14 protein-coding genes are annotated in these 14,681 nt (G+C 50.3%); 8 read left to right on the top strand and 6 right to left on the bottom strand.

Going from position 1 to position 14,681, the window contains the following annotated elements; all coding sequences use genetic code 11:
• The first annotated feature begins 103 nt into the window (after positions 1–103).
• Complete coding sequence (gene rfaH / locus QJT81_04965; protein WGZ95340.1) at positions 104–619, top strand: transcription/translation regulatory transformer protein RfaH; 516 nt, start codon at positions 104–106, stop codon at positions 617–619.
• Positions 620–622: 3 nt separating this feature from the next.
• On the opposite strand, the gene QJT81_04960 is transcribed toward rfaH, so the two are convergent.
• Complete coding sequence (locus QJT81_04960; GenBank protein ID WGZ95339.1) at positions 623–1,366, bottom strand: pteridine reductase; 744 nt, start codon at positions 1,364–1,366, stop codon at positions 623–625.
• A gap of 47 nt (positions 1,367–1,413) precedes the next feature.
• On the opposite strand from QJT81_04960, the gene QJT81_04955 reads away from it, so the two are divergent.
• The gene (locus tag QJT81_04955; GenBank protein WGZ95338.1) at positions 1,414–2,532 is read left to right on the top strand and encodes an SAM-dependent methyltransferase; all 1,119 of its coding nucleotides are present in this window, start codon (positions 1,414–1,416) and stop codon (positions 2,530–2,532) included.
• 20 nt (positions 2,533–2,552) lie between these two features.
• Positions 2,553–3,320 carry an undecaprenyl-diphosphate phosphatase gene (locus QJT81_04950; protein WGZ95337.1) on the top strand — a complete coding sequence of 256 codons (768 nt, stop codon included), beginning with the start codon at positions 2,553–2,555 and terminating at the stop codon, positions 3,318–3,320.
• On the opposite strand, the gene QJT81_04945 is transcribed toward QJT81_04950, so the two are convergent.
• Genes QJT81_04945 through QJT81_04935 form a run of 3 tightly spaced genes read right to left on the bottom strand, consistent with a single transcriptional unit; the run spans position 3,297 to position 6,921 of the window.
• The gene (locus tag QJT81_04945) at positions 3,297–4,805 is read right to left on the bottom strand and encodes a GNAT family N-acetyltransferase (protein ID WGZ95336.1); all 1,509 of its coding nucleotides are present in this window, start codon (positions 4,803–4,805) and stop codon (positions 3,297–3,299) included. The two genes, QJT81_04950 and QJT81_04945, sit on opposite strands and share 24 nt — an antisense overlap.
• A gap of 59 nt (positions 4,806–4,864) precedes the next feature.
• The gene (locus QJT81_04940; GenBank protein ID WGZ95335.1) at positions 4,865–5,203 is read right to left on the bottom strand and encodes a P-II family nitrogen regulator; all 339 of its coding nucleotides are present in this window, start codon (positions 5,201–5,203) and stop codon (positions 4,865–4,867) included.
• A gap of 2 nt (positions 5,204–5,205) precedes the next feature.
• Complete coding sequence (locus QJT81_04935; GenBank protein ID WGZ95334.1) at positions 5,206–6,921, bottom strand: NAD+ synthase; 1,716 nt, start codon at positions 6,919–6,921, stop codon at positions 5,206–5,208.
• A 262-nt stretch (positions 6,922–7,183) separates the two neighbouring features.
• On the opposite strand from QJT81_04935, the gene QJT81_04930 reads away from it, so the two are divergent.
• Positions 7,184–8,812, top strand: coding sequence for an ATP-binding protein (locus QJT81_04930; GenBank protein ID WGZ95333.1), 1,629 nt, complete (start codon positions 7,184–7,186; stop codon positions 8,810–8,812).
• An 18-nt stretch (positions 8,813–8,830) separates the two neighbouring features.
• Positions 8,831–10,264 carry a sigma-54 dependent transcriptional regulator gene (locus QJT81_04925; GenBank protein WGZ95332.1) on the top strand — a complete coding sequence of 478 codons (1,434 nt, stop codon included), beginning with the start codon at positions 8,831–8,833 and terminating at the stop codon, positions 10,262–10,264.
• Positions 10,265–10,274: 10 nt separating this feature from the next.
• On the opposite strand, the gene QJT81_04920 is transcribed toward QJT81_04925, so the two are convergent.
• Entirely contained in the window at positions 10,275–10,586 is a 312-nt protein-coding gene (locus QJT81_04920; protein WGZ95331.1) for a BrnA antitoxin family protein, read from the bottom strand.
• A 312-nt stretch (positions 10,587–10,898) separates the two neighbouring features.
• Between QJT81_04920 and QJT81_04915 the strand changes: the two genes are divergently transcribed.
• The 3 genes from QJT81_04915 to QJT81_04905 all read left to right on the top strand — a co-directional run bounded on the left by QJT81_04915 (position 10,899) and on the right by QJT81_04905 (position 13,674).
• Entirely contained in the window at positions 10,899–11,381 is a 483-nt protein-coding gene (locus tag QJT81_04915) for a pilin (GenBank protein WGZ95330.1), read from the top strand.
• A gap of 78 nt (positions 11,382–11,459) precedes the next feature.
• The gene (locus QJT81_04910) at positions 11,460–11,921 is read left to right on the top strand and encodes a pilin (protein WGZ95329.1); all 462 of its coding nucleotides are present in this window, start codon (positions 11,460–11,462) and stop codon (positions 11,919–11,921) included.
• A 22-nt stretch (positions 11,922–11,943) separates the two neighbouring features.
• A complete protein-coding gene (locus QJT81_04905; protein WGZ95328.1) occupies positions 11,944–13,674 on the top strand; it encodes a sulfatase-like hydrolase/transferase in 1,731 nt (576 codons plus the stop codon).
• Between the two features lie 43 nt (positions 13,675–13,717).
• Here the strand turns inward: QJT81_04905 and QJT81_04900 are convergent, their stop codons facing one another.
• Entirely contained in the window at positions 13,718–14,593 is an 876-nt protein-coding gene (locus tag QJT81_04900) for an ATP-binding protein (GenBank protein ID WGZ95327.1), read from the bottom strand.
• Between the last annotated feature and the right edge of the window lie 88 nt (positions 14,594–14,681).

Raw genomic sequence — 14,681 nt, 5'->3', positions numbered from 1 at the left:
CTGAACCCAGTGTAACGCAATAATAACGCACATCAAGTTTGGGGCTTGAACAAGTGCGGCGTTGACAAACGGTTTAGTTGGGCTTACTAAAAGGTATTGAAACATGAGTGTTGAAATGGCTAGAAACTGGTTCTTGCTGACCAGTAAACCACATAAAGATGAAGTCGCAGAATTCCAACTGCGAAATCAAGGCTACGAAGTCTACCGCCCACTCGCCAAGCGTTTGCGCACACAACGCGGCAAAGTCATTACAAAAATCGAATCCTTATTCCCACGTTATATGTTTATTCATCTGGATGACGGCGTGAATGACAATTGGGCTCCCATTCGCTCCACCACCGGCATTAGTAGCTTTGTCCGTTTTGGTACAGAAGCAGCGCGAGTACCCGATGCACTCGTGACAGCCCTGAAAGAGCAAGAAGCCTTATTTGGCGAACGTGCCATTGACCTTGACCGCTATCACTCTGGCGACAAAGTGATTATCACGGAAGGCCCTTTCCGGGGTTTAGAAGCTATTTTTCAGAAATATGACGGTGAAGAGCGCGTCATTGTATTGCTGGAAATTCTCCACAAACAAACCAAATTAGCCCTAAATCCAGGGCATTTGTACGCCGCCTAAACATTAGTGATTGAGCAAGCGCCCACCATCCACCGGGATCACTTGCCCGGTGATGTAAGCGGCGTCACGCACTAAAAACAGGATTGCGTTGGCAATATCTTCAGGGCTGCCTTCACGTTTGAGGGCTGTCTTTGCCAGAATTTCGGCGTGCATGGCATGATTAGCGGGCATTTCAGGCCACAAGATTGCGCCGGGAGCAATCCCGTTCACCCGCACTTCTGGCCCTAATTCCCGCGCTAATACTTGTGTCAACATCAACAAACCGGCTTTGGCGGTACAATAGGCCGCATAGCCGTGGAGTGGACGCATTCCGTGAATATCGACCATATTGATAATGCAACCGTGATTGGTTTGTAAATAGGGGGCAGCGGCTTGCGCCATGAACAAAGGCGCTTTCAGGTTAGTGCCAATCAGGTCGTCAAACTGCTGTTCAGTCACGCTAGCCAGGGGCGTTGGGTAAAAAGATGAAGCGTTGTTCACCAGAATATCCAACCTGCCTGCTTGCGCAAGGGTTTGCGCCATCAAGGTAGAGATACTGGATACATCGCGTAAATCACCTTGCACCAGAAAGCAAGAATTGGCACGTTGGGCATTCAGTGTTTTTTGTAAATTTTCAGCATCTTGTGAGGAATGGTGGTAGTGAATAACAACGGTTGCGCCCGCTGTGTGGAGTGTACGGGCAGTAACTGCGCCAATACGGCGAGCTGCGCCGGTGAGTAGTGCTACTTTACCTTGTAATGTCGCCATGCCATACCTTCTGTTAAGCTTTGTATTTTCCATCATCATAACCTGACATGCGCGTTACCGACACATTACCCACACCTTCCGCCGAGGCATTAGCCCACAGCGAACAACTCGCCCAACGCATCCGTGCGGCGATTGAACGCGACGCTGGCAGCATCCCCTTCCGCGAATTCATGCAAATGGCGCTCTACGAACCCGGTTTGGGTTACTACGTCGCAGGTTTGCGCAAAATCGGTAAGGATGGCGATTTCATCACCGCACCGGAAATTTCTCCACTCTTCTCACAATGCCTTGCCAATCAATGTGCGCAAGTACTGACCGAACTCGGCGGTGGCGATATTCTGGAATTAGGCGCAGGCAGCGGCATCATGGCAGCCGATATGCTGGCACATTTGGAAAACATCGGCTGCTTGCCCGACCATTACCTGATTTTGGATCTCAGCCCCGAACTACGTGACCGCCAACGCCAAACCTTGCAACAACACGTGCCGCATTTGCTGGAGCGGGTAGAATGGTTAGACCGTTTGCCTGCAACGCCACTGCGCGGCGTGATCGTCGGCAATGAGGTGCTGGATGCGATGCCAGTGGAATTGTTTACACTGGTCGATGGCGAAAAAGTCATCCGTCACGTCACTACACAAGATAAAGATTTTGCATTAGTCGCCGTAGAGGGCGATTATACCTCAGAATTCAACCCCGCCCTACCCGCTTGGATGCGCAGCATGGCAGACACCCTCGCCGCTGGCGTCTTGCTGCTAATCGATTACGGTTACGAACACGCCGATTATTACCGCCCGGAACGCACCGCAGGCACCTTGCTGTGCCATTACCAACACCGTGTACACGCCAACCCACTGATTTACCCCGGCTTGCAAGACATCACCGCAAGCGTCGATTTCACCGCTGTCGCGAATGCGGGGCTTGATGCCAGTTTGGAATTGGCAGGCTACACCACTCAAGCGATGTTCCTCGCCAACAGCGGCTTGGAAACCTTATTCATACAAGCACTGGAAGCCAACCCCGCTAAGCAATACCACCTCGCCCAACAAGTACGCACCTTAAGCCTGCCTGCCGAAATGGGCGAACGTTTCAAAGCAATCGCATTCAGTAAAGGATTTACCCCAACGCTGGATGGCTTTAGACTTGCCAGCCGTCAACACTATTTATAAAACCATTAGGAAAACCCGTCATGGATATTTTTCATGCCATTATTTTAGGCATTGTTGAAGGCATTACCGAATTTCTGCCTATTTCCTCCACAGGACACATGATTGTCGTTGCCGACTGGCTAGGCATGGATCGCGATGCGAAACACACCGCCTTTGAAATCATTATCCAATTTGCTGCTATTTTTGCAGTCATCGCCAATTACACCGAGAAATTCCACCCGCGCCATTTCGCATTGTGGGTAAAAGTGTTAATCGCATTTTTACCGATTGCCATCATTGGCTTTTTATTCAGTGATTTGATCGAAAGTTTGTTCCAAGTAAAAACGGTCGCTTGGATGTTTATTATCGGCGGGATTATTTTCCTCATCGTCGAACATTTTTACCGCGAAGACGCGCATAGGGTGCAGCGCATGGAAGACATGAGTTATGCACAAGCCGCTTGGGTGGGATTTGCGCAAATGTTTGCCCTTGTTCCTGGCACCAGTCGAGCCGGTGCAACCATCATCGGCGGCATGTTGGCAGGCTTGGATCGCAAATCCAGCACCGAGTTTTCCTTTCTGCTGGCGTTGCCGGTATTAGGGGCAAGCTCTGCGTACTCCCTGCTGAAACATTACGACGAATTCGCCACCACCAGTTTTATGCCATTACTGGTTGGGTTTGTGGTCGCTTTTGTGGTCGCTTACCTCACCATGAAAGTGTTTATCGGCTTTTTGGAACGCTTTACCTTCCGCACCTTTGGCGTTTACCGCATTCTGTTTGGCGTATTACTGCTGTGGTGGCTGGCATAAAGCACACAAGTGCTTCCCAGCCGCTGTCAAACCGTAAATTTGTACAACGGAACGGCTGCCGCTGGCAGTATCTTTGCGAAACCCGACTCGTGCCAACACAAATCCGGCACGTTCCCAGAAGCGCAGCAATGGCGGGGTCATGGCGTAACTCACCCCCACGTAATCTGCCTCGCTGCGGGTAGCAAATCCTAACAGATATTGCAGCAGTTGCGCCCCCAGACCGTGGTTTTGCCAGTCAGGGTGCACCGCAATCCGCATCACCCGCTCGCAAATGAGTTCCGCTGCCCTCGGAATTTTCGCGTGAAAGGTGAGGGTTTGTGGCACGGGGTGTCCGTGAGGGCGGCGCATTCCGGCGTGAATCGCAGCGGTCAGTTCTGCGTCCAAACCACCTTCGCGGGACAGCAAGGCGACTGCCAGGATCATGCCCTCCTGTTCGAGAACGTGGATGGAAATGTCGGGCGCATCCAACATCTGGCGCAGATCGGAGGGGCGAGTTTGGTAGTGGGCGGTGATCAGCAAGCCGAAGAGTTGGCGGAGAAAGGGTTCGTTGGCGGCAAGTTCATCACGGTTTAATTGGCGGTAAATAGGATGTAGGGGCGTATTGCATACGCCCTCTTCCACATCCGCATCCAACAACAACGCCCGATTGATGAAATGTTCCAATGGATCCTTTTCAGCCCAACGAATCGGCGTGTGCAAACGCACTGCCTGCCAACTCGGAACACGCACATCCAGTTCTTTTTGAAACCGTAAGGCAAACCCACGCCCGCTCCCCTCATAACCGTGTAAAGTGGTGGAAAACACGCAACGCGGGTAATGTTCCAGCATTTTCAGCAACAGCGGCACAGGAATCGCCGCCGCCTCATCGACCAGCAATACATCACCTTGTGGCAAAGTTTGCAGCAAATCATCAGGGGCAAAAAATAACGGCGGAAATTCAGCATGTTTGAAAACAGTTGCGACCGTCGCCCGTGACGGCGCAGTTAACAGCACTCGCTTTCCCCCCGCCTGCAACTGACTCGCCGCCATGCCCAACGCTGCCGATTTGCCACGCCCGCGATCAGCCGTTAATACCACTGGGGCATTGGCTTGGAGAATGGTCGTAACCGCCACCGCCTGTAGGTCGGACTTCAGTCCGACTGTCGGGCTAAAGCCCGACCTACCCTGCCAAGCTACTTTCAATAACCGTACCAAGCGCTGCAAAAACCGCCCCCGCACGTCTTCCGGCTGATAAGGATAAGGAATAAACCGCCGATAATCAGGATCAGGAAAAGCCGCCCACGCATCCAACGGCGGTATCAACAAAAACAACGTGCCGCCACCGCGCAATGTGCCACTGACCGCCGCAAACGCATTCACATCAAAGCCACTATGCGCATCAAACACCAGCGCATCACACGCTTGCCCCAACAGGGTATGCGCTTTTTTGATCGCACTCCCCGTCAGCCAAAACACCTCGCCTTCCGCAGGCAGCAGGCATTGCACCCGCTGCAAGCATTCCGTCTGTGAACCCTCGATCAGCTCCAGACGGCGCGGCAGGTTATTTATACCGCATCCCGCCCGCTTTCGCCGGTACGGATACGGATAGCCTGCTCAACCGGCAACACGAAAATCTTACCGTCGCCAATCTTGCCGGTGTGTGCTGCTTTTTGAATCGCTTCAATCGCCGACTCCACGTCTTCTTCCTTGACCACGATTTCCAGCTTCACTTTTGGTAGAAAATCCACCACGTATTCCGCGCCACGGTACAACTCGGTGTGACCTTTTTGCCGCCCGAAACCTTTCACCTCAATCGCCGTCATCCCGGTCACACCGATTTCGGTCAAGGCTTCGCGCACATCGTCCAGTTTGAACGGCTTAATAATCGCCTGAATCAGCTTCATGCTCACTCCTTTGGGGGGTTGAAAGGTAAATTTTTACGCCAAGCAGAGGTAATGGGGTAACGCCAGTCCTTCCCAAAACCGCGCCCGCTAATGCGCACGCCCGGTGCTGCTTGCCGCCGTTTGTATTCGCTCAATAGTACCAGATTCACCACGCGGCGCACGGTTGCCGCATCGAATCCACTGGCGATAATATCCTCAAGCACCTCATCACCCTCGATGAAACGCCGCAAAATCGCATCCAACACCGCATACGGCGGCAACGAATCCTGATCCACTTGCCCCGGCGCCAGTTCAGCGGAAGGCGGGCGCTCAATCACCCGCTGCGGAATCGCCTGCCCCAAGGTATTGCGGTATTCCGCCAACGCATACACCTGCATTTTGTACACATCTTTCAGCGGTGAAAACGCCCCCGCCATATCGCCATACAAGGTGGCATACCCCACCGCACTCTCGCTCTTATTGCTGGTAGACAGCAACAAACTGCCCAACTTATTCGACAGCGACATCAGCAACACGCCGCGAATCCGCGCCTGCAAATTCTGCTCGGTCACATCCACCGGGCGCTCCCCAAACTCCGGCGCTAACGAAGTCGTGAAACTGTCGTAAATCGACGCAATCGGCATATTGCGGTAACGCACCCCCAGCCAGGCCGCTTGCTGTTGCGCATCTTCCAAACTCATGCCGGATGTGTAATGAAACGGCATCATCACCGCCTCGACATTTTCCGCCCCCAGCGCATCGACGGCTAACGCCAACACCAAAGCGGAATCAATGCCCCCCGATAAACCCAGCAGCACGCTGGAAAAACCGTTTTTGTGGACGTAATCGCGGATACCTGTGGTAAGGGCTTGGTAAATGATGCTATCGCATCCCCCCCCCTCCCTAACCCTCCCCCCGCAAGGGGTGGAGGGGACAAAACTCTTACTCCCTTCACCCCTTGCGGGGGAAGGGTTGGGGATGGGGGGAAGGTTCGGAGCAATATTCCAATCCCGCACAAACACCCCTGCCGCAAACGCCTCTGCCCGAAACACGATATTTCCCGCCGCATCCAGCAGCATCGAATCGCCATCGAACACCAGCTCATCCTGCCCACCGACCAGATTCACATACGCCAGTGGACATTGATTATTAGCCGCCTGCCGTTGCAACAGAGCCGCCCGTTGCGCTTGCTTGTCGTAACTAAACGGCGACGCATTCAACACGCACAGCACGTCCGCTCCCGCTGCCACCGCCGCTTGAGCAGGCGCATCCTCCCAAATATCCTCGCAAATCAGGATACCCACGTTAACACCCGCCACCTCCACCACCAAGGATTGCGCACCCGGCGTAAAATAGCGTTTTTCATCAAAGACACGGTAATTGGGCAAACATTGCTTGCTGTATTCCGCCAGAATTTGCCCATCGCGCAACACGCACGCCATGTTTTGCAACGCAGTACCGCGACGTAAGGGCGCTCCCACGATTGCCGTCATCCCAGCGGTTTCTGCTGCCAGCGTTTCCACGCCTGCCTGCATTTGCGTCAAAAAGTCGGGGCGAAACAACAAATCTTCCGGCGGATACCCCGCCAAGACCAGTTCTGGAAAGACAATCAAGTCAGCCTGCTGCTCCCGCGCTTGACGGATAGCGGCTAGTACTTGACCGAGATTATTTTGCACATCCCCCACACACACATTTAATTGGGCTAAAGCGATGCGTAATGTCTGATTTTTCTTTTGCACGGTGTCATAAAACGTTAAGGTAGTTAAGTCAAAGACTATACCTGAAAAGGCTGTAACACATCATGTCCCGCATTATTTTTATCCTTGTTTTGCTGGTAGTCGGTTTCCTTCTGTTAAAATCTTGGCAACGCAGGCAAAGTCTGAAACAACAACATAAACAATCGTCCGGGAAAATCACAACAAATACCCGCATGGTACGCTGCGAACACTGCGGCCTGCATGTCCCGGAACCCGAAGCGATTTCCCAGGGGGGGAAACACTTTTGCAGCCAGGAACACGCGACACAACACTTGACGAAAAACTAACGCCGATCTTCTTACGCGAAGACCCGTGGAATTTATTGCGCCTCTACCATGTCTACCGCTTCACCCTTGCAGGCGCACTGCTGGTTGCATTGGTCATGGCAGAGGGCAATATGAAGCTGGGGCAACATGACTACCATTTATTCACATGGTTAACCGGCGCGTACTTGTTTCTGGCGGTGATCAGCAACCTTGCCTCTTATTTCCAATGGCCGGATTTGTCTGTGCAAACGGTGCTATTTGTCTTGCTGGATATTGGCTTGCTGCTAGGGTTGTTGTATTCCAGTCGCGGGGTTGAAGCGGGCTTTGGTATCTTGCTCATCATTCCCGTGTTGATTCCTCACTTGGGCAACCCCGGTCACGTTTCGGTAATGCTTGCCACCATAACAGGCATGTTATTGGTTTCTATACAAATCTGGTTGCAAAATCAGGGCGCATCCGAACCCAGCGGGGTGATGCACAGCGGCTTGATTGCCTTGTTCATCCTGCTGATTAGCCTTGCCAGCAACCGCTGGATTCGCAAAACCAGCGCCGTTGCCTCACTCGCGCAACGCCGTGGTATTGACCTTGCCAATCTGTCGCAACTCAATCAGTCGATTCTCGACAAACTCGAATCCGGCATTGTGGTAGTGGAAGGTTCCGGTGCAATCCGCCACATGAACGAATCCGCGTGGGACATGCTAGGGCAACCCGGCAACTGGCGCAGCAAACCTTTGCAGCAATTTGCCCCCGAACTTGATCACCACCTGCAACATTGGCTGCACACGATTTGCCCGCGTATTGCCAGCTTTGATGTGCGCCACCAAAACACCACCGAAATGCGGGCGCGGTTTTCCCAACTGGGCAACCAATCACGCCGCGCTACCATGATCAATCTGGAAGACACCACCGAACAACGCGAAAAATTACAAAGTGCCAAACTCGCCTCTCTCGGTCAGCTCACCGCCAGCATTGCGCACGAAATTCGCAACCCCTTGGGTGCAATCAGCCACGCCGCGCAACTCATGGGCGAATCCCAAAATCTGGACAAAGCCGATTTGCGCCTGCTGCAAATCATCCAATCCAATGCCCGCCGCATGAATCTGACCATCGAAAGCGTGCTCAACCTCTCCCGCAAAAAAACGCCCAACCGCGAACGCTTGGCACTCAAATTATGGTTACACGAATTTCGCAAAGACTTCTTACTGCAAAACAAATTGCGTGACGATCAAATGAACCTGTTCATTGAACCGGCGGACACGGTAATCGAATTCGACCCGGCGCATTTGCACCAAATTATTTGGAATTTGTGCAGCAATGCTTACAAATACGCTCACGATGACCCCAAGTATTTGCAACTCGATATTCACGGCGGCAACCCGACCCATACCCGCGACATTATGCTCAATGTGATGGATAACGGACGCGGCATGACCGAAGCCCAGCGCCAACGCCTGTTTGAACCGTTTTTCACCACCAGCACCCAAGGCACAGGCTTGGGTTTATTCATGTCACGCGAACTGTGCTTGACCAATGGCGCAACCTTGGACTATGTTGCATTAGCGTCCGGTGGAAGCTGTTTCCGCCTTGTGTTTGCGCATCATCGTTAAAACCATAAGATAATTATAATGACTGAACAAACCGTACTCATCATTGATGATGAACCTGACATTCGTGAACTGTTGGAAATCACCCTGTTACGCATGGGGCTGGATACCATCACCGCTGGCAATGTGGAAAATGCCCTCAGCCAGATCGAAAATTACCACCCGCATTTGTGCCTGACCGATATGAAATTGCCGGATGGTAGCGGCATCGACATTGTGCGTTACCTGCAAAAAAATCACCCGCACATTCCGGTCGCAGTGATTACGGCGTTTGGCAGCATGGATACGGCAGTGGAGGCGCTTAAAGCGGGCGCTTACGATTTCGTGTCCAAACCCGTGGATTTGCCGAAACTGCGTGAGTTAATTCAAACCGCGCTCAAACTTTCTGCTGGTAAAGGCAAACAACCCGTGCCAGCGAATGACGATAGCGACACCCACAGCAGCAGTATTTTGGGCAATTCCCCGGCGATGCAGCAACTCAAGGCCACCATCCACAAACTGGCGCGTAGCCAAGCGCCGGTATACATCCACGGCGAATCGGGCAGCGGTAAGGAATTGGTGGCGCACCAGATTCACCAGCAAGGTTCGCGGGGCAAAGCACCGTTTGTGCCCGTCAACTGCGGGGCGATTCCTGAAAACTTGATGGAAAGCGAATTTTTCGGGCACAAAAAAGGCAGCTTTACCGGGGCAATGGCGGATAAACAGGGGCTGTTTCAAGCGGCGCATAAAGGCACCTTGTTTTTGGATGAGGTGGCTGATTTGCCGTTGACCATGCAGGTCAAATTGCTGCGGGCGATTCAGGAGGGCGCGGTTAAACCCGTGGGGGGCTTGGAGGAAATTCCGGTGGATGTGCGGATTCTGAGTGCGACCCACAAGAGTTTAGAACACGAGGTCGCCGCCGGGCATTTCCGGCAAGACTTGTATTACCGCCTGAATGTGATCAAGTTGAAAGTGCCACCGCTGCGCGAACGTCAGGAGGATATTTTGCTGTTGGCGGACTTTTTCTTGCAGAAAATTGCCGAGCGTTGGCAGATGCCACCGATTCGGTTGTCGCCTGCGGCACGGCAAGAGTTGGGGGCGTATGGATTTCCGGGGAATGTGCGCGAGCTGGAAAACGTGTTGGAGCGGGCGAGTACGTTGTGTGATAACAATACGATTCAGCCGGATGATTTGCAGTTGCCGGTGGAAGCAAACATGACGGCTTGCGCCGTTACCCCCCTCCCCAACCCCTCCCCCGCAAGGGGTGAGGGGCTTGAAGAAAAAGAGAAGAAAAGTAGAGGGGAAGTGGAGGCGTTACCGGCTTGGAATCCGGTGGATGAGGAGGCGGAGCGCGATTTGATTTTGCGGGCGTTGGAGCAGACGCGCTGGAATCGCACCAAGGCGGCGGAAGTGTTGGGGATGTCGTTCCGGCAGTTGCGTTATCGGATTCAGAAGTATGGGTTGGATGAGGGCTAAGTGACGCTTCCTAAGCTGCCTGCTGCATCGCCTCGCGGAGCAGTTGATTTAGCCGCGTTTGGTAGCCTGCGCCGCTGGATTGCAACCATGCCAAAATATCCGCATCAATTCGCACCGTGACTTGTTTCTTGATCGGACGGTAAAATTTACCAACCACGGCATTTTTCCACATCGCCTCAGTGGTTTCTGGAATATCGCTGAAGTCAATTTCTTCATCTGGCATCGCTGCTAATATCTTCAATTCCTCTTCCTGCTTAGCGGTCAAAGCGGGTAAATTGGAGGCATCTAATGAGAATTTAACAGTCTTGGTTTGCTTGTCCATAACGTTTCCTTTCTTTAGGTTCTGCCCTTCTCGCTGAAGTGCTTACGGATGTTTTTAGCCTCATCCCATTCAAAATCCATACATATCTCACTTACAGAACAGTAACTACGTTATAGCGCATTCCTTCCATGCTGTCACATTCCTCCTACCTGCCTGTCACATTTTGACAACCCCCTCCGCAAAACCACCGATCATCCCAGAAAACCTACCGCTAACACCCAAATGGCGGTTGGCACGTCTCCTGCATTACTCCTAGTGTCTCAGGACATTAACAAATCTCCCAACTAATCCTAACAATAAGGAATGATTCAAATGAGTATGAAAACAATGAAATCTAAAGCACAAGCGGGTTTCACCTTGATCGAATTGATGATCGTAGTTGCCATCATCGGCATTTTGGCTGCGATTGCACTGCCACAATACCAAAACTTCATGGCACGTTCACAGGCCTCTGAATCAGTAGTTCTGTTGGATGGCGCACGTACTACTATCGAAGATCAAGTTGTATCTAGTGGTGAATATCTACAAACTGTCACATCATTGACCGACAACGGTGTCAACCCTACAGGTAAATATGGCACTATCACAGGGGTGAGCGGCGTTGCCGCCAACAGTGCGGCTGGTACTGTTGTCTATAAGTTCTTAGCATCTACTGTAAACGAAAAGCTGAAAAACAAGTCTGTATGGTACACTCGTACTGCTGATGGTGCATGGTCTTGCTCCACAGACTTAGGCACTCAATATGCACCTAAAGGTTGTACTGCTGGTGCAAGCTCTACTCCATCTGGCGCTTAATTTACCTAAGAAATAGGTTGATTAATATACAAGAGAAGGGCTTCATAAAAGCCCTTCTCTTCGTGAGGAGTTATAATAATGAGAACAATAAAAGGCTTCACACTAATTGAACTGATGATTGTCGTTGCGATTATCGGAATTCTTGCAGCCATTGCGATACCTACTTATCATACGTTTGTCGCGAAGTCTCAAGTCCTTGAAGCCATTGTTTTACTCGATGCTGCTCGCACAAATAGTGAAGACAATATTTCGATTACAGGTGAGTTTCCTTTAGACAAACCAGCTTTAATCAGTATCAATACTAAAACAAATGGTTCTTTCGGACAAATAACTGGTTCCGCCAACACAACAACTAACTCACCAACAGGTGATGTAGTATTTATATTCAATAACAATAATGTTAATGATATTATAAAAAACAAATCCATTTGGTATACCAGAAACATTAATGGTGAATGGCTTTGCAAATCAAATATTAACAACCGTAGTATCTTGCCACATACCTGTATTTTTGAAGCGAATGCACCTTTGGGGTCATAAGTAATCAATAAGGCTCACAACAATGAAAATAACCGCCTATATCTTAATAATTACTGTGATTTTTTTTATTTTGATGCCGAATACCTTCTGGTGGAAGTATCTTTCAGCAGATATATTTTTGGTTAACATCATCGTCGTAGTATTCTTATTAGCGACATTCAAAAAACTATGGGTAGGTCTGACCTTTTTGCTCCCTCTCTTGGCTATTGTTCCCTTTGAATTATTTTATATCAATACTTACGGACGACCTAGTGATGCACATATTTTTGGCGTATTAGCGGAAACCAATGTAACCGAAAGCGGAGAGTTTCTAATAGGTGTAAATCCTTGGCTTATACTGGGTCTATTGACTCCTATATTAGTAGTTATCTTTATTATCAAAAAATCTTTCAAAGAAAACTGGCTGTGGAATAATAAGCAACGACGTTTAACATTAATACTCGGCTGGTTGGTTGCTGGCATTTTCATTCTTCCCGAAACCCTAAGCGAATCGGTAGCGGGTCTACCTGTTAATAATGATTCATTAATCATGGGCAACCAAGAAACCTCTCTGGCCTCAGCCAGTTTGGAAAACTCTTATCCTATTGGCATTCCGTTTCGTATCAACAGTTTCATTAATCAATCTCGTGGTTTAAAACAGGCACAAGCAATTGTGAACGACTTCAAGTTCAATGCTACACAAAATCCGGTCATGGCAGGTCGCCAGATCCACGTTTTGGTTATCGGGGAAACAGGTCGACCTGATCACTGGCAATTAAATGGCTACACACGTCCGACTAACCCACAGTTATCAAACATCCCAGATGTCATAAGCTTAACCAATGTAATCAGTGGTTGGGCATGGACACGTATGGCCGTACCCATCATGATTACTCGCAAACCCGCCAGCACCACAACCGCTTTTTTCAATGAAAAATCGTTGGTTAGTGCTTACCGTGAAGCAGGTTTCAAAACGTATTGGTTATCCACTCAAGGTCCTTTAGGCGTACATGAAAGCTCCATTGCTTTGCACGCACACGAGGCACATGAAACCAAATTTCTCAATAAAGTAGATTATCGAGGGTCGGGTGCGCACGATGGGGTGTTGTTACAACCACTTCAAGACATATTGGAAAAGAATGAATTAAAACAATTAATTGTTTTGCACACATTAGGTGGGCATTACAATTACGCTGACCGACACCCACCTGAATTCAATGTATTTACCCCTTCGTTGACGGGTTTTAACGGTGCTAACATGTACGACCGCACGCAGAAAACATTGATGGTCAACAGTTACGACAATAGCATTGTATACACCGATTATTTTTTAGCCGAAGTCATTCAGCGATTAAAAGCAACTCGCAGTCCCGCAACACTGCTATACAGCGCAGATCATGGGGAAAACCTATTTGATAATGAATGTGATAAGAGTGGGCATGGTCATGGTACTGAATACGATTTCAGGGTAGCCTCATTGTGGTGGAATTCTGCTGAATATGCAGATTTACAACCCGAAAAAGTAGCGTACATCCGCACACGCCAAGACATGCCTTTAACAACTGAACACACTTTTTATACCATGCTAGATGCTGCTAATATTGAGTATCCCGTTAAAGATAAGCGTAAAAGTATATTAAGTAGTACTTGGTTGTCACATCCACGCTGGACTCAAGGTGACATGATGAGTTTGGGCTTAGATTTCGACACATCTCCCCGTGATGCAGTTTGTAAACAACTACTCCCCCCCAGCGGCAGAACAACGGTACAGTAAATTAGCGGCGACTTCGACAGCAGACTCAAACTTCACGAAGCATTCAACGCCACAACGTCGTTTTCAAATAATCCTCCGTCGCATCAAACGTCGGCTCCGTACCATTAAACTCCCGCATCTGCGGAATCACCTTGGTACGGATGCCCATGCCCCGCGCATCCACATACCCATAGTCCCGCAATATTTCTACAATAATCGGATTACGCGGCGAACGCTGCCCCGCTTTCATTTTCTCAACTGTCATGAAATTCTGTAATGCACCAGGGCTAATGATTTCCAAGCGATTTGCGTACACCCCCACCTCAATATCCACAAAGCGCGTCCAATCACGGTGCGCACACGCATTAATCACCAATTCCCGCAACGCATTCAACGGATACATCCACCCCCGATCACGCCGCAAGCTATTCGCATCCAACACATCACTTTCGTAAAAAATAAAAGGACGCAACACCGACAATAGCTTTTCAACCAAGCCATCTTCAAGAATGGTACGACCACCTGATTTTTCATAGTGAATACGCCCCAGCAAAGCAATATCCAAGGTTTCATCCAGCCGCGCCTGATAGGTTTTTTCCTCCCCATCAAACACCATCACCCGAATACCCGCCTGCCGCAAATAACGACGCGGCTTAATACCAAACAACACCAAGCCCGCAATGGTACACATCACCTCCCCCGTGGGTACTTTGACCAAAAACCCCAAACCCAACAAACGTTCCTGCCAATCTGCGGGTGTTTGCGGCACGTCGGGATCATTGATCACGGTTTGGATGTAGTTTTGCAATTTCGCCTGATCCAAGGCATCAATGGACGTTCCCGGTACGGGCATTACTTCGAGGCGAATATCATCACGCTTGAATTCCACACCGGAATTTTCGCCGTTAGCTAATAGTTCCAATAACTCATCTTGCCGCATCGTCTTCCTGCTCCATTCCCGTCGATACCGTCCAGTCTAGCCCAACTGTGCTATCCTGTCCCCATGCACCCTGTAGAGCGGATTCACC

This window comes from Candidatus Thiothrix putei, from assembly GCA_029972225.1.
Lineage (GTDB): Bacteria > Pseudomonadota > Gammaproteobacteria > Thiotrichales > Thiotrichaceae > Thiothrix > Thiothrix putei.
The sequence above is the reverse complement of the archived record's forward strand: the minus strand, read 5'-3'. Positions and strand labels throughout refer to the sequence as shown.

Bases quoted from the DNA above. Each gene is read 5' to 3' on its own strand.
- rfaH (WGZ95340.1), top strand. From the start codon at position 104: ATGAGTGTTGAAATGGCTAGAAACTGGTTCTTGCTGACCAGTAAACCA.
- QJT81_04960 (WGZ95339.1), bottom strand. From the start codon at position 1,366: ATGGCGACATTACAAGGTAAAGTAGCACTACTCACCGGCGCAGCTCGC.
- QJT81_04955 (WGZ95338.1), top strand. From the start codon at position 1,414: ATGCGCGTTACCGACACATTACCCACACCTTCCGCCGAGGCATTAGCC.
- QJT81_04950 (WGZ95337.1), top strand. From the start codon at position 2,553: ATGGATATTTTTCATGCCATTATTTTAGGCATTGTTGAAGGCATTACC.
- QJT81_04940 (WGZ95335.1), bottom strand. From the start codon at position 5,203: ATGAAGCTGATTCAGGCGATTATTAAGCCGTTCAAACTGGACGATGTG.
- QJT81_04925 (WGZ95332.1), top strand. From the start codon at position 8,831: ATGACTGAACAAACCGTACTCATCATTGATGATGAACCTGACATTCGT.
- QJT81_04920 (WGZ95331.1), bottom strand. From the start codon at position 10,586: ATGGACAAGCAAACCAAGACTGTTAAATTCTCATTAGATGCCTCCAAT.
- QJT81_04915 (WGZ95330.1), top strand. From the start codon at position 10,899: ATGAGTATGAAAACAATGAAATCTAAAGCACAAGCGGGTTTCACCTTG.
- QJT81_04910 (WGZ95329.1), top strand. From the start codon at position 11,460: ATGAGAACAATAAAAGGCTTCACACTAATTGAACTGATGATTGTCGTT.
- QJT81_04905 (WGZ95328.1), top strand. From the start codon at position 11,944: ATGAAAATAACCGCCTATATCTTAATAATTACTGTGATTTTTTTTATT.
- QJT81_04900 (WGZ95327.1), bottom strand. From the start codon at position 14,593: ATGCGGCAAGATGAGTTATTGGAACTATTAGCTAACGGCGAAAATTCC.